At 67.0% G+C, this 14,089-nt stretch carries 14 protein-coding genes; 9 read left to right on the top strand and 5 right to left on the bottom strand.

Annotated elements, in window-relative coordinates; all coding sequences use genetic code 11:
- A partial coding sequence (locus ACLP25_RS15360; RefSeq protein ID WP_442470052.1) for an FAD-dependent oxidoreductase occupies positions 1 to 394 on the bottom strand: 394 nt, incomplete at its 3' end.
- Positions 395 to 977: 583 nt separating this feature from the next.
- Here ACLP25_RS15360 and ACLP25_RS15355 point away from each other — a divergent pair.
- Both ACLP25_RS15355 and ACLP25_RS15350 read left to right on the top strand, forming a co-directional pair.
- On the top strand, positions 978 to 2,435 hold the full coding sequence (locus ACLP25_RS15355) for an NAD-dependent succinate-semialdehyde dehydrogenase (protein ID WP_442470051.1): 1,458 nt from the start codon (positions 978 to 980) through the stop codon (positions 2,433 to 2,435).
- A 145-nt stretch (positions 2,436 to 2,580) separates the two neighbouring features.
- Complete coding sequence (locus ACLP25_RS15350; protein WP_442470050.1) at positions 2,581 to 3,828, top strand: TIR domain-containing protein; 1,248 nt, start codon at positions 2,581 to 2,583, stop codon at positions 3,826 to 3,828.
- Positions 3,829 to 3,885: 57 nt separating this feature from the next.
- Here ACLP25_RS15350 and ahcY read toward each other — a convergent pair whose 3' ends face one another.
- Positions 3,886 to 5,289: an adenosylhomocysteinase gene (ahcY, locus tag ACLP25_RS15345; protein WP_442470049.1), complete on the bottom strand. Its 1,404-nt coding sequence runs from the start codon at positions 5,287 to 5,289 to the stop codon at positions 3,886 to 3,888.
- A gap of 264 nt (positions 5,290 to 5,553) precedes the next feature.
- Between ahcY and rpoN the strand changes: the two genes are divergently transcribed.
- The 6 genes from rpoN (at position 5,554) to hisE (ending at position 9,851) form a co-directional block, all read left to right on the top strand.
- Positions 5,554 to 7,125, top strand: coding sequence for an RNA polymerase factor sigma-54 (gene rpoN, locus ACLP25_RS15340; protein WP_442470048.1), 1,572 nt, complete (start codon positions 5,554 to 5,556; stop codon positions 7,123 to 7,125).
- A gap of 195 nt (positions 7,126 to 7,320) precedes the next feature.
- The gene (gene hpf, locus ACLP25_RS15335) at positions 7,321 to 7,893 is read left to right on the top strand and encodes a ribosome hibernation-promoting factor, HPF/YfiA family (RefSeq protein WP_442470047.1); all 573 of its coding nucleotides are present in this window, start codon (positions 7,321 to 7,323) and stop codon (positions 7,891 to 7,893) included.
- A gap of 47 nt (positions 7,894 to 7,940) precedes the next feature.
- Entirely contained in the window at positions 7,941 to 8,405 is a 465-nt protein-coding gene (locus ACLP25_RS15330) for a PTS sugar transporter subunit IIA (RefSeq protein ID WP_442470055.1), read from the top strand.
- Positions 8,406 to 8,425: 20 nt separating this feature from the next.
- Positions 8,426 to 8,665, top strand: coding sequence for a phosphoribosylformylglycinamidine synthase subunit PurS (purS, locus tag ACLP25_RS15325; RefSeq protein WP_442470054.1), 240 nt, complete (start codon positions 8,426 to 8,428; stop codon positions 8,663 to 8,665).
- A 6-nt stretch (positions 8,666 to 8,671) separates the two neighbouring features.
- Positions 8,672 to 9,355, top strand: coding sequence for a phosphoribosylformylglycinamidine synthase subunit PurQ (gene purQ / locus ACLP25_RS15320; protein WP_442470046.1), 684 nt, complete (start codon positions 8,672 to 8,674; stop codon positions 9,353 to 9,355).
- A 124-nt stretch (positions 9,356 to 9,479) separates the two neighbouring features.
- Positions 9,480 to 9,851, top strand: coding sequence for a phosphoribosyl-ATP diphosphatase (hisE, locus tag ACLP25_RS15315; protein WP_442470045.1), 372 nt, complete (start codon positions 9,480 to 9,482; stop codon positions 9,849 to 9,851).
- 29 nt (positions 9,852 to 9,880) lie between these two features.
- Here hisE and ACLP25_RS15310 read toward each other — a convergent pair whose 3' ends face one another.
- The 3 genes from ACLP25_RS15310 to ACLP25_RS15300 all read right to left on the bottom strand — a co-directional run bounded on the left by ACLP25_RS15310 (position 9,881) and on the right by ACLP25_RS15300 (position 12,385).
- A complete protein-coding gene (locus ACLP25_RS15310) occupies positions 9,881 to 10,528 on the bottom strand; it encodes an SDR family oxidoreductase (RefSeq protein WP_442470053.1) in 648 nt (215 codons plus the stop codon).
- A 141-nt stretch (positions 10,529 to 10,669) separates the two neighbouring features.
- Positions 10,670 to 11,359, bottom strand: a complete 690-nt coding sequence (locus ACLP25_RS15305; RefSeq protein WP_442470044.1) for a dienelactone hydrolase family protein — start codon at positions 11,357 to 11,359, stop codon at positions 10,670 to 10,672.
- A 96-nt stretch (positions 11,360 to 11,455) separates the two neighbouring features.
- Positions 11,456 to 12,385, bottom strand: a complete 930-nt coding sequence (locus ACLP25_RS15300) for an SMP-30/gluconolactonase/LRE family protein (RefSeq protein WP_442470043.1) — start codon at positions 12,383 to 12,385, stop codon at positions 11,456 to 11,458.
- Positions 12,386 to 12,557: 172 nt separating this feature from the next.
- Here ACLP25_RS15300 and ACLP25_RS15295 point away from each other — a divergent pair.
- On the top strand, positions 12,558 to 14,089 hold a 1,532-nt coding region (locus ACLP25_RS15295), incomplete at its 3' end, for a helicase-related protein (protein ID WP_442470042.1).

Here is a 14,089-nt window from a genome sequence, read left to right as displayed (position 1 = left end):
GCTCGGCGAGCCACTTCACCACATAGCCGAGCCGGACGACGTAGCAGCCGTGGTTGTGGAACGTCCGCGGGACCAGAAAGTCCGGCACGCGCCGCGACCCCGTCGCCGTCAGGAGCAAAACGTCGTCGCTCATCACAGGTTGGTTGAGCGGCGCGCCGCGCTCTTTCCAGTCGGGAAAAAGCTCCGTCAGCGCCCGGGGGTCCATAACCGCCCAGGAAAGGATGTGCGCGCCCGGCTCCGAGCCCTTTTCCAGCACGATGACCGAGAGATCTGCATTGAGCTCTTTCAGGCGGATCGCGGTCGCAAGCCCGGCCGGGCCGGCGCCGACGACCACCACGTCATAGGCCATCGCCTCTCGCGGCCCGAATTTTTCGACAATTTCTTTCGGCGTCATTGTTGCCTCGTCCTCATACCGTCCCACGACTCCCGCCCGACGACCCGCCACTGCATCTGCTAGCGCCTTTCGGGGAGGCGCTGTTTTGGCCTGTCACGAGATAATAGTTCAGTGCTAAACTATTTTCCAGAGCCGTCCTCGCGTCGACTCGGACGCCTCGTCCGAGGACGCGTTCGATCCCGCGGTCAATGAGCCTGTGGCGGAGCAAAGTCCAATTGGGGATGTCCCGCAGAGGCCAATTTCAATAAGGAATTCAGATGATCCGGCATCTGGGGCCATGGCGTTTCCCTCCCCGTCGCCCGTCGATGGCGATCAAGTTCGGACGACAATGTCCCTTGCCGTAGCATCTCGCGCAACCTGAACTTCTGGATTGCCAGAGGGCGGCGCGGCGACCTCGCCCTGCTCAAGATCCACGCCTGTTACGAGCAAATTCTCGCGGACTTCTCGATCAAAGATCGCGGCCCACATCTGCACTATCTGTTGACGATGATGGAAAACATGCAGCGCGTGGACGACGCCGGAGCGGAAGCGGTAGTGAACGGGTGGAAGTGTCGATGCGCGCGGCGCCAAAGGAGATTCACCAATGACGACCTTGACGCTGAAGGATCAAACCCTCCTCAAGGACAAATGCTACGTCGCCGGCGAGTGGATCGGCGGCCCGGCTACGATCGCCGTCACCAATCCCGTCGACGACAGCGTCGTCGGCCATGTCCCCAAGCTCGGCGCGGCGGAGACGCGGCGCGCGATCGAGGCCGCGGAAAAGGCCCAGAAGCTGTGGGCGAAAATGACCGCCAAGGAGCGCGCCGCCATATTGCGCAAGTGGTTCGCCCTGATGATGGACAATCAGGAGGACCTCGCGCGCATCATGACCGCCGAGCAGGGCAAACCCCTCGCCGAGTCGCGCGGCGAGATCGCCTACGGCGCCTCCTTCATCGAGTTCTTCGCCGAGGAGGCCAAGCGCATCTACGGCGAGACGATCCCCTCGCCCTGGCCCCATTCGCGCATCATCGTGATCCGGCAGCCGCTCGGCGTCGTCGCCGCGATCACGCCCTGGAACTTCCCCAACGCCATGATTACCCGCAAGGCGGGACCGGCGCTCGCCGCCGGCTGCGCCTTCGTCTGCAAGCCGGCGGGGGAGACGCCCCTGTCCGCGCTGGCGCTGGCGGAGCTCGGCGAGCGCGCCGGCCTTCCGCCCGGCGTCTTCTCGGTCCTCACCGGCTCTTCGCGCGAGATCGGCGGGGAGATGACCTCGAACCCGATCGTCCGGGGCCTCACCTTCACCGGCTCGACCGAGATCGGCCGCGTGCTGATGGCGCAGTGCGCCCCGACCATCAAGAAGCTCGGGCTCGAGCTCGGCGGCAATGCGCCGTTCATCGTCTTCGACGACGCCGACCTCGACGCGGCGGTCGAGGGCGCCATGGCCTCCAAATACCGCAACGCCGGCCAGACCTGCGTCTGCGCCAACCGGCTTCTGGTCCAGGACGGCGTCTACGACGCGTTCGCCGCGAAACTCGCCGAGGCGGTCAAGAAGCTCCAGGTCGGCGACGGCTTCGAGGCCGGCGTCACCACCGGGCCGCTGATCAACGAGGCGGCGGTGACCAAGGTCAAGAGCCATGTCGCGGACGCGGTGTCGAAGGGCGCGAAGATTGTCGTCGGCGGCAAGGCGCTCGGCGGCAATTTCTTCGAGCCGACCGTGCTCGCCGGCGTGACGCCAAGCATGGCGGTGGCGCGCGAGGAGACGTTTGGGCCGGTCGCCCCGCTCTTCCGCTTCAAGACCGAGGAGGAGGCGATCGCCATGGCGAACGCCACCGAATTCGGCCTCGCCTGCTATTTCTACGCCCGCGACATCGGCCGCGTCTGGCGCGTCGCCGAAGGTCTGGAATACGGCATGGTCGGCATCAACGAGGGCATCATCTCGACCGCCGAAGCGCCGTTCGGCGGCGTGAAGGAGAGCGGAATCGGCCGCGAAGGCTCCCGCCACGGCGTGGAGGAATATGTCGAACTGAAGTACATGCTGATGGGAGGGCTCGCGGCGCGCTAGGCAAGACGTCCGCGTGGCGTCCCTCCCCTCAAATCGCCCGCGCGCAAGTCCGCCGTAAACGTTGTCGCGCTCGGCTGCCGCGGTTTCGGCAATTGCACGCCGAGGGCGCCTGGTTTAGCATTCCGACGAATATGGAGACCGGGCGGTGACGGGCGGAGTCTTCATCAGCTATCGGCGTGACGATTCGGCTGGATACGCGGGGCGGATCTTCGACCGCCTGTCGAGCCGCCTGGGACACGACGCGGTGTTCTTCGACGTCGATACGATCCAACCCGGTCGCGATTTCGTCGAGGTCCTGTCGGAACGCGTCGGCGCGTGCGACGCGCTCATCGCGATCATCGGCAAACAGTGGATCGCGAGCGCCGACGGCGAAATCCGGCGGCGCCTCGACGATCCCAACGACTTCGTCCGAATCGAGATTGAAGTGGCGTTGAAGCGCAATGTTCCCGTCATTCCGGTGCTTGTCGACGGCGCGGCGATGCCGCGGGCGGATCAGTTGCCGGATGGCCTGAAGACGCTGGTCCGCCGGCAGGCGGTCGAGATTTCCCACGCCCGCTTCGATTCGGACGCCGAGCGGCTGACGGACGCGCTCGCGGAGATCGAGGGCCAGCCTTTCCAGAGAACGGCAATCGCGGCTCAGCCCGCATCCGTAACGCCGGAAACGCTTCCACGAGCAACGCCTGCCGAGGCCACGGCTGCCGCGAACCGCGCGCCACAGACGAGCGCCGACGCGGCCGCCTCGGCTCCTCTCCCGCGCGCGAAGCCAGGACGTCTGCCCCTCGTTCTGGTTGCCGTGGCGCTCGTCCTGGTCGCCGCTGCAGCGGCGTGGTTTTTCGCCCAACGCGGCGCGAGTCCTGAGCAGAAAACGGCAGCCGCCGCTGCGTCCGGTTCGAGCCTGGCGGCCGTGGCGCCGCCGTCGAATGGGACCGCAGTTCCAAACGCGGCTCCCCCGGCCTCCGCCAACGGCTCCCCGGCTGCGGTGGCCCCTGCCAGCGTCTCGCCGGCCGCAGTCGACGACTCCCCCGATGCCGCTCCTGCCACAGACTCGCCTGCCACAGACTCGCCCGCCAGTGTCTCGCCGGCCAAGCCCGCCGAGCTCAACGGCTGGATCAGCCGCGATGACTTTGCCGCCGAGTTCAAAAAGGAGGCCGCCAACGGCAATTATCCGGACTCCCTTTCAGCCAAATGCGAGGATGGCGTGGTAAAGATGCGCGCCCACTGGAGCTCCCGACCGCGAGGAATGACGTGGCTATTTTTCGCGTTAGGCGATGACGGTTTCCAGGCAAAGAACACGGAGCTGACCGGACGCGGCTTTGTGCTGCAATACGACAATGCGTTCAAGAACTGCGAGGGCCACTCGCGCCACCAGGCGCTCTGGACGAAGAACCAATAACGGCGCGAGGCTGTCGCGTCGCCTTCGCCGTGGCGGAAGAGCGACAGCCACGAACGCTCAGTACCGGTACGTCTCCGCCTTAAACGGCCCGTTCTGCGGCACGCCTAGGTAATTCGCCTGCTCGGGCGTCATCTTGGTGAGCTTGGCGCCGACCTTGGCAAGGTGGAGCGCGGCGACCTTCTCGTCGAGGTGCTTGGGCAAAGTGTAGACCTGCTTGCCGTACTGGCCGGGCTTGGTGAAAAGCTCGATCTGGGCGAGCGTCTGGTTGGTGAAGGAGGCCGACATCACGAAAGAGGGATGGCCGGTGGCGTTGCCCAGATTGACCAGGCGGCCTTCCGAAAGCAGGAGAATTTTCTTGCCGTCGGGAAATTCGATCTCGTCGACCTGCGGCTTGACGTTGTTCCACTTGTAGTTGCGTAAGCTCGAGACCTGGATCTCCGAGTCGAAGTGGCCGATGTTGCAGACGATGACGCGGTCGCGCATCTGGCGCATGTGATCGAGGGTGATGACGTCAATGTTGCCGGTGGCGCTGACGAAGATGTCGGCACGCGGCGCGGCGTCTTCCATGGTCGTGACTTCATAGCCCTCCATCGCCGCCTGCAGCGCGCAGATCGGGTCGACCTCCGACACCAGCACGCGGCAGCCGGCGTTGCGGAGCGAGGCGGCCGAGCCCTTGCCGACGTCGCCGAAGCCCGCGACCATCGCGACCTTGCCGGCCATCATCACGTCGGTGCCGCGGCGGATGCCGTCGACGAGCGACTCGCGGCAGCCGTAGAGGTTGTCGAATTTCGACTTGGTGACGCTGTCGTTGACGTTGATCGCCGGCCACAAAAGCTTGCCCTCCTTGGCCATGACATAGAGGCGATGCACGCCCGTCGTCGTTTCCTCGGTGACGCCGCGGATCGACTCTCCATTCTTGGCGTACCAGCCGGGCTTGTCCTTGAGCCGCGCCTTGATCGCGGCGAACAGCACCTCCTCCTCCTCGTTGGTCGCCTTGTCGAGGAAGGCCGTGTCGCCCTGCTCGGCGCGGAGGCCCAAGTGGATGAGCAGCGTCGCGTCGCCGCCGTCGTCGAGGATCATGTTCGGCGCGCCGCCGTCGGCCCAGTCGAAGATGCGGTGGGTGTAGTCCCAGTAGTCCTTGAGGCTCTCGCCCTTGATCGCGAACACCGGCGTGCCGGAGGCGGCGATGGCCGCAGCGGCATGGTCCTGGGTCGAATAGATGTTGCACGACGCCCAGCGGACGTCGGCGCCCAGCGTTTTCAGCGTCTCGATCAGGACCGCCGTCTGGATGGTCATGTGGAGCGAGCCCGCGATGCGCGCGCCCTTGAGCGGCTGGGCGGCGGCGTATTCGGCGCGCGTCGCCATCAGGCCCGGCATTTCGGTCTCGGCGATCGCGATCTCCTTGCGCCCGAAAGCGGCAAGGCCGATGTCGGCGACGGCGTAATCGGCGGCTTTGGTCATTGCGTCCTGTCCCGTTTGACGTTCGGCCGCTCCCTTACCAGCGGCCGGCGCATGGCGCAATAAACATATAAGCAAATCTTTATATCATTGCCACGCCACCCGCCCGATCCACCCAAGGATGCGGTAGCGCAACGGCGCATCGATTCCGGTGCGACCAATTTGTCCAAATTGTTTATCTGGGCGCGCGGCGAACGCGTGCTATAAACCGGCAAGCAAGAAGCGCGCCGCGGTTCACGGCGTGGGTGCAGCAAAAGCAAGGGTGCAATGGCGCTTTCGGCCAAACTGACGATGCGGCAGGGTCAGACGATGGTTCTGACGCCGCAACTGCTTCAGGCGATCAAGCTGTTGCAGATGCCGAACTTGGAGCTTTCCGCCTTCATCGAGAACGAGCTTTCGAGCAATCCGCTGCTCGAGCGGGCCGAGGAGCACGAGGGCCGCGAGGCCGAACGGCTCGAAGGTCCGCCGGAAGCGCCGGCCACGGATCGCCCCGTCGAGCCCGGCGACTGGGCGTCCGAGTCGCTGGAGACCGACCGGACGGCGATGGAAGCCAATCTCGGCACCGAGGTCGAGAACGCTTTCGAGCCGGACCGCACCGTGCCCGCGGCGGAGACGCCGCTCGGCGAGGGGCTCTCGACCGGGTCCTGGGCCGGAGTCGGCGGCGGGTCGGGCTCGGGCGAGGCCCCCGACCTCGAGGCCTACGTGTCCGAGACCCCCTCGCTGCAGGAACACCTCGACCGCCAGGCCGGCGTCATCCTGGTCGATCCGTCCGAGCGCATGATCGGCGTCGCGCTGATCGACGGGCTCGACGAGGCGGGCTATTTCATCGGCTCGCTGGAGGAAATCGCCGAACGACTCGGAACGACCCGGGAAGCCGTTGAGGCGGTGCTCATGAAGTTGCAGACGCTCGAGCCGACGGGCGTGTTCGCCCGCAACCTCGCCGAGTGCCTCGCGCTACAGTTGCGCGAGCGCGACCGTTTCGATCCCGCCATGGAGGCGATGATCGCCAACCTGCCCGCGCTGGCGCGACGCGACTTTCCCCTGCTTCGCAAGGTCTGCGGCGTCGACGACGAGGATCTCGCCGACATGATCGCGGAAATCCGGCGCCTCGAGCCGAAGCCCGGCCGCGCCTTCGGCGACCCGCCGGGCGCGCCCGCCATCCCCGACGTCTTTGTCGTCGCCGCGCCCGACCGGACATGGCGCGTCGAACTCAACAGTCAGGCGCTGCCGCGCGTGCTGGTCAACGAGACCTACGCCGCGGTCATCCGGCGCGGCGCGAGCCGCGACGAGGACAAGCAATACGTGTCCGCCCAGCTTCAGTCGGCGAACTGGCTGACCAAGAGCCTCGAGCAGCGCGCGCGCACCATTCTCAACGTGGCGAGCGAGATCGTGCGGCGGCAGGACGCCTTTTTGGTCGAAGGCGTGTCGGCGCTGAAACCCTTGAACCTGAAGATGATCGGCGAAGCGATCGGGGTGCACGAATCGACCGTCTCGCGCGCCACGGCGCACAAGTTCATCCAGACGCCCCGCGGCCTGTTCGAGATGAAATACTTCTTCACTGCCGCGATCCCCTCCACCGACTCGACCCAGTCTCACTCGGCGGAGGCTGTGCGGCAGCGCATACGACAAATGATCGACGAGGAGGATCCGGAGGACGTCCTGTCCGACGACGGCATCGTCGAACGGCTTCGCAGGGCCGAGATCGTCGTGGCGCGCCGCACCGTGGCGAAGTACCGCGACAGTCTCAAGATTCCGTCCTCGGTCGAGCGGCGCAAGCTGAAGATGTCGCCGATCGGCGCTCTGCGAACGCGGAGCGATTCTGTTCAGGTCGAGGCGTGAACCTCATTTGCTGCGCCGAAACAACATGATGCGCCGGCGATTGACACGGCCGCGGCAGGCTCCTAACGCTAATTTCGGGAGGATCGCTTGCGATGTCCCCGGCGAAGCGGGGCGAAGGAGAGAGCGCCAGCTGGCGCAGGGACGAGCGGCGGCGATGAGGCGCGCGGCTCGCCGAAAGAACAAGGCCAATAACCGATGACTGTGAGAGTAACCGGCAAGAACCTCGACGTCGGGGAATCTTTGCGGCAACACGTGTTGGACAAAGTGGAGGGGATGGTCGCCCGCTACTTCAACGGAACGGTGAGCGGGCACGTGGTGATCGCCCGTGAGGGTTCCGGATATCGTTCGGACTGCACGCTGCGGCTGAGCTCCGGCGTAAGTCTGCACGCCGAGGGCGCGGCGCACGAACCCTATCCCTGTTTCGAGCACGCCGCCGACAAGATCGAGGCGCGGCTCAGGCGCTACAAGCAGCGCCTCAAGGGCCGTTCGGGAACCCCCGAGATCATGGTTCCGGCGCAGGGCGAAGGCACCGTTACCAATTATGTGGTCGAGGCGCCGTCAGACGACGTGGAGCCGGCCGGGGGCTTTAATCCGGTGGTCGTCGCCGAGGGAACGGAGGCGCTCAAGTCGCTATCCGTCGCATCGGCGGTCGCGGAGCTCGACCTCACGGGCGCGCCGGTCGTGGTGTTCGCGCACGCGGGGAGCGGGCGAGTGAACATCGTTTATCGGCGCCGGGATGGAGCGATAGGGTGGCTGGATCCACGCTGACGGCGATCGACGGGGGCAAGGACGGCCGCCGAACATCTAGGACGGATATGTCGCTATCCCAACTCATCAAACCGGACGCCGTGCTCCCGGCCCTGCGGGTCAACGGCAAGAAGCAGGCGCTCCAGGAGATGAGCGAGCGCGCCGCGGCCGTCTCCGGCCTCCCGGCGCGGGAGGTGTTCGACGCCCTCCTTCAGCGGGAGCGGCTGGGCTCGACCGGGGTGGGCGACGGCGTCGCGATCCCCCATGGCAAGCTCGCCAAATGCGACCAGATCTTTGGTGTGTTCGGGCGGCTCGAGCGCGCCATCGACTTCGAGGCGCCCGACGGGCTGCCTGTCGACCTGATCTGCATGCTGATCGCTCCGGAATCGGCCGGCGCCGACCACCTCAAGGCGCTGGCGTCGATCGCGCGCCTGTTGCGCAATGCGGCCATCGCCTCGCAACTGCGCGCCACCCGCGACCCCGCGGCGCTCTATGCGCTGCTCACCATGGCGCCGGCGTCGAACGCCGCCTGAACGAACCGGAGATGAGGCCCGTGAAAGCTCGCGTCGTCGTCACGCTGAAGGGCGGTGTGCTCGATCCGCAAGGCAAGGCGATCGAGGGCGCACTGAAGTCGCTGTCGATCGACGGCGTGACCGCCGTGCGCCAAGGCAAGGTGTTCGACATCGAGATCGAGGGCGACGACCGCGACGGCGCGCGGAAAACGCTGAGCGAAGCTTGCGAGCGGCTGCTCGCCAACACGATCGTCGAGAACTACGCAATCGAGATCGCCTGACCACCGATGAAGTCCGCCGTCATCCTCTTTCCCGGCTCGAATCGCGAACAGGACGCCGCCCGCGCCATCCGCGAGGCTTCCGGCCGCGCGCCCGCCATCGTATGGCACGCCGATCCCGAGCTGCCCCCGGGGACCGACCTCGTTGTCCTGCCCGGCGGCTTCTCCTACGGCGACTATCTTCGCTGCGGCGCCATCGCGGCGCGCTCGCCCATCATGCGCGCGGTGGCGCGCCACGCCGAGCGCGGCGGCCTCGTGCTCGGCATTTGCAACGGCTTCCAGATCCTGTGCGAGGCGGGTCTGCTGCCGGGCGTGCTGATGCGCAACGCCAGCCGCCGCTTCGTGTGCAAGATGCAGCACCTCCGCGTCGAGAACGCGACGACGCCATTCACCCGCGGCTACGCCGAAGGTCAGGTGGTCAAGTTCGCCATCGCCCACGGCGAGGGGAATTTCGAGGCCGACGACGCGACTCTCGAGGCGATCGAGGGCGCGGGACAGGTCGCCTTCCGCTACTGCGACGCCGCCGGGCGGGTCGACCAGGCCGCCAATCCCAACGGAGCCGAGCATAACATCGCCGGCGTGTTCAACCGCCGGTTCAACGTGCTCGGCCTGATGCCGCACCCGGAGAACCTGATCGACCCTCTGGTCGGCGGGATCGACGGGCGGCCGCTGTTCGCGGCGCTGGCCGCCTAAAGCGACGACTTGTTCACAGGAATTTACCGGAATCGCGCAAGAACTTTGCGGATGGCGGCGCGTTGTCACACTGCGTAAAGCTGTTCTCGCCATGATGGGAGGATTCGGAGACGAAGGGATCACGATGGATTCGCTCGACAGGCTTTTCTCCGGAGTGCTCGAGGCGCGGGACCGCAGCCCTTCGGAGTCGCGCACCTCGAAGCTGTTCCGCGACGGCGTGCAGAAGATGGCCAAGAAGTTGGTCGAGGAGGCGATCGAGGTCGGCCTCGACGCCGTGCAGATGAACCGCGAGTCGGTCGTCCTCGAAAGCGCCGACATGCTCTACCACCTCGCCGTCATCTGGGCGGAGTGCGGCGTGACGCCCGGAGAGGTGATGAGCGAGATCGACCGGCGCGAGCGGATGTACGGCATCGCCGAGAAACTGCCGAAACACGCCGGCGCCGCCCAGATTCGGCGCATGACCCAGTTCGGCGCTCGCCGCAAGACCGCTTCCTGATCGGCCCATGAGCGGCCGGGCCGTCCCCCTCACATGACCGTCGGGTTTTGCGCCCCGTCCATCGAAAGAGTCGTCCCCGTCACATAGGAAGCCTTCGCCGAAGCGAGGAACAGGACGGCGTCGGCGATCTCGCCCGGGCTCGCGGGCCGTCCCATCGGGATTTTCGCCAGCGCCCGACGGCGCGCCTCCTTAAGATCGACGCCGGCGAGCCGCGCGTCGGCCGCAAGCCCTTCGGCCACGCGCTCGGTTTCCGTGAGCCCCGGGCTTACGCCGACGACCCTGACCCCGCTCGCTGCATAGGCGGCGCCAAGGCCGGCGGTCGCCAGCATCAAGGCGGCGTTGGCCGACCCGCCCGCGAGATGGGTCGGCGAGGCCGCCTTGCCGCCCACGCCGATGACATTGACGATGACGCCTCGCCCGCGCGCCGCCATGCGCTTCACCATCGGGTCGATCACGTTGATGTAGGAGAAGAATTTCGCGTCGAACGCCTCCCGCCAGACTGCGGGGGCCAGATCGGGCGGCGGCGTCCGGCGGGCGGCGCCGGCCGAGTTGACCAGCACGTCGATGGGGCCGAGCCGCGCTTCGACCGCATCGACCATCGCCGCCGCGGCGTGGGCGTCGGCGCAATCGGCGGCGAACCCGGCGGCGCCGGGCAGCGACGCCAGCGCCCGGTCGATGTTCGCCTGCGCCCGGGAGCAGACGGCGAGGCGCGCCCCCTGGCGAGAAACGCCTCGGCGCAGGCGAGCCCGATCCCCTTGGAGCCCCCGGTGACGAGCACGACCGTATCCCGGAGGCCCAGATCCATCGGCGCTCTCCGGTCAGCCGAGGTGCTTCTTGAAGAACGCGATCGCTCGCGACCAGGCGAGCTCGGTCGCATGGCGGTCGTGGACGGACGCCCGCTGCTCGTTGGCGAAAGCGTGGTCGGCGTCGTAGCGGAAGAATTCGAAGCTCTTGCCCGCCGCGTTCAGCCCCGCCTCGAAATCGTCGACCCGCGCCGGCGCGACCCAGTCGTCGCGGTTGGCGAAGTGCCCTTGCAGCGGGATCTTGACGTCGGCGGGCTTGACGTCGGCGGGCTTGACCGCCTCGGCCGGGGGCAGCCCGTAAAAGGTCACCGCGGCGGCAAATTCCGGAATGTGCGCCGCGCCGATGACCGTCACCCAACCGCCCATGCAGAATCCGGCGATGCCGACCTTGGCCCCGTTGCGCGCCAGGTATTGCGCGGCGCCGCGCACGGATTGCGACGTCGCATCCAAGAAGTCGAGCGACGACATCTCTTTCCCCGCCGCGTCGGCGTCGTGATAGGGCACGACCTTGCCGCCGTAGAGGTCGGGCGCGAGCGCGTCGCAGCCGGCCAGCGCAAAGCGGTCGACCATCGCCTTGATCTGCTCCGACAGACCCCACCATTCCTGGATCACCACCAGCCCCGGCGCATCGCCGGCGGCGGCGTTGGCCAGGTAGCCCTGCGCGTCGTGGCCGTCCGGACGCTTGAACGTGATGCTCACCCCCATGTCTCTCGCTCCACTCGATCTTTGCCGCCGCGCTCGGCCTTCGCCGACGCTAAAAAGCTATGGGCGGCTTTTGTCCGGATCAAGACCCGCCACGCCTCAGCCGAGCCGGCAGCCGTTGGTCATCAGCAGGATCGAATAGAGCGAACTCGTTCCGCAGATCAACAGACGGTTGCGCTTGGCGCCGCCGAAGGTCACGTTTGCGACCGTCTCGGGGACAAGAATCGTGCCGATCAGCGTCCCGTCCGGATCGAAGCATTGGACCCCCTCGTCGCAGCTCGTCCAGATCCGCCCCTCGCGGTCGACGCGGAAGCCATCAAACAGGCCTGATGTCGATTCGGCGAACACCTCCCCGCCCGTCACGCTCCTGCCGTCGGCCGCCACGGCGAATCGCCGGATGTGGCGTGGCCCGTTCTCCTTGTGGGTTGCGCCAGTGTCGGCGACATAAAGAACGCTCTCGTCGGGCGAGAAGGCGAGGCCGTTCGGCCGCAGCATGTCGTCGATGACGCGCTCGACCGCGCCGCCCGGGTCGACGCGATAGACGTAGCAGCCGTCGATCTCCGGCTCAGCCCGGTCGCCCTCGTTGTCCGAATCGATGCCGTAGGCCGGGTCGGTGAACCAGATCGAATCGTCGGACTTCACCACGGCGTCGTTCGGCGAATTGAGCCGACGACCCTGCCAGCGGTCGGCGACGACGGTGATCGAGCCGTCGATCTCGGTGCGCGTCACCCGCCGGGTCAGGTGCTCGCAGGTGACAAGCCGGCCCTGATTGTCGATCGTGTTGCCGTTGGAATTGTTCGACGGCGCCCGAAACACCGACACGTGACCGGAATCCTCGGCCCAGCGCAGCATGCGGTTGTTGGGAATGTCGGACCAGACGAGATACCGCCCGGCGGGAAACCAGGCAGGCCCTTCGCTCCAGACCGCGCCCGTCCACAGCCGCTCGAGCCGGACATAGCCGGCGAACAGCCGCTTGAATCGCGGATCGAGAACGAGAACGCCGGTCCCCTCGATCTGACCGAAAGACATGGCCTCGCCTCCCTCTCCGCGCGGCCCAGTTCGCCGCAGCGACATGAGCGTGGCCCAGTTTGGCCGTCGCGACAAGGGCGCAAGGCCCATTGCGACATTTCCGTGACGAAGTTGGAAATGTGACAGATACAAGAACTTGCGGAACAATGTTTCGTCCTCCACATTCCCTGCCATGAACGACTCGCCACAGCGCTCGCGTCTGGTCGCCGTTCTCGGTCCGACCAACACCGGCAAGACCCACCTCGCGGTGGAGCGCATGTTGGCCCATTCGTCCGGAATGATCGGCCTCCCGCTGCGCCTGCTGGCGCGCGAGATTTATGACAGGATCGTGAAGACGCGCGGGGCGAAGTGCGTCGCGCTCGTCACCGGCGAGGAGAAGATCGTCCCCGCCCATCCGCAGTATTTCGTCTGCACGGTCGAGGCGATGCCGCTCGACCGCAAGGTCGAGTTTCTGGCGGTCGACGAGATCCAGCTCTGCGCCGATCCCGAACGCGGACACGTCTTCACCCACCGCCTCATGCACGCCCGCGGCGTCCACGAGACCATGCTCATGGGCGCGGCGACCATGGTTCCCCTGGTCCGCCGCCTCTGCCCCAACGCGGAGATCCAGTTCCGCGAGCGCCTGTCGACTCTGAGCTACGCCGGCCCGAAGAAGCTGACCCGCCTGCCCCGGCGGAGCGCAATCGTGGCCTTTTCGGCCGACGCGGTCTACGCCATCGCCGAACTCATCCGCCGCCATCGCGGCGGCGCCGCGGTGGTGATGGGCTCGCTGTCGCCGCGCACCCGTAACGCCCAGGTCGGGCTCTTCCAGTCGGGCGAGGTCGATTTTCTGGTCGCGACCGACGCGATCGGCATGGGCCTCAATATGGACGTGGACCACGTCGCCTTCGCGGGCCTGCGCAAGTTCGACGGCCGCCGCACCCGTGGCCTCCTTTCCCAGGAGATCGGCCAGATCGCCGGCCGCGCCGGCCGTTTTCGCCGCGACGGCTCGTTCGGCGTGACCAGCGACGCCCCGGACCTCGACCCCGACATTGTGGCCGCCATCGAGGGCCATGTCTTTCCCGCCGTCCAGGGGGCGGAGTGGCGCAACGCCGAACTCGACTTCTCCTCGCTTCCGTGCCTGATGCGCTCGCTCGCCGCCCCGCCCCCGACCCAGGCGCTCAGGCTCAGCGAGGAGGCGCAGGACGAGATCACGCTGCGCCAGCTTTCGGTCGACGAACTGGTCGTCCGCCGCACCCGTGACCGCGCCAATCTGAAGCGCCTCTGGGAGGCGTGCCAGACCCCCGACTTCCGCAAGACCACGCAGGAAGAGCACACGCGCCTGATCGGCGGCCTGTTCGAGCACCTGACCCAGGGCGACCGACGCGTGCCGGAAGACTGGATGCAGGGCCAGTTCGCCGCGCTCGACCGAACCGACGGCGACATCGACGCCCTGCAGACCCGCCTCGCCCGGGTGCGCACCCTCGCCTATGTCGCCAATCGGTCGAACTGGCTCGCGGACCCGGCCGGCTGGCAGCACCGCGCCCGCGGCCTCGAGGACCGGCTCTCCGACACCTTGCACCAGTCGCTGATGCAGCGCTTCGTCGACCGCCGCACGAGCGCGCTCATGCGCTCGCTCCATCAGCACGCCGGGCCGGTGCTCGGCGGCATCGGCGCCGACGGCGAGGTGACGGTCGAAGGCCATGTTGTCGGGCGCCTGACCGG

The organism is Roseiarcus sp. (assembly GCF_052145395.1).
Classification (GTDB): Bacteria; Pseudomonadota; Alphaproteobacteria; order Rhizobiales; family Beijerinckiaceae; genus Roseiarcus.
Note: the sequence above shows the minus strand (reverse complement) of the source record. Positions and strands in the feature narration are given on the sequence as shown.

Bases quoted from the DNA above. Each gene is read 5' to 3' on its own strand.
- hisE (WP_442470045.1), top strand. From the start codon at position 9,480: ATGGATTCGCTCGACAGGCTTTTCTCCGGAGTGCTCGAGGCGCGGGAC.
- purQ (WP_442470046.1), top strand. From the start codon at position 8,672: ATGAAGTCCGCCGTCATCCTCTTTCCCGGCTCGAATCGCGAACAGGAC.
- ACLP25_RS15355 (WP_442470051.1), top strand. From the start codon at position 978: ATGACGACCTTGACGCTGAAGGATCAAACCCTCCTCAAGGACAAATGC.
- ACLP25_RS15300 (WP_442470043.1), bottom strand. From the start codon at position 12,385: ATGTCTTTCGGTCAGATCGAGGGGACCGGCGTTCTCGTTCTCGATCCG.
- hpf (WP_442470047.1), top strand. From the start codon at position 7,321: ATGACTGTGAGAGTAACCGGCAAGAACCTCGACGTCGGGGAATCTTTG.
- rpoN (WP_442470048.1), top strand. From the start codon at position 5,554: ATGGCGCTTTCGGCCAAACTGACGATGCGGCAGGGTCAGACGATGGTT.
- ACLP25_RS15305 (WP_442470044.1), bottom strand. From the start codon at position 11,359: ATGGGGGTGAGCATCACGTTCAAGCGTCCGGACGGCCACGACGCGCAG.
- ahcY (WP_442470049.1), bottom strand. From the start codon at position 5,289: ATGACCAAAGCCGCCGATTACGCCGTCGCCGACATCGGCCTTGCCGCT.
- ACLP25_RS15330 (WP_442470055.1), top strand. From the start codon at position 7,941: ATGTCGCTATCCCAACTCATCAAACCGGACGCCGTGCTCCCGGCCCTG.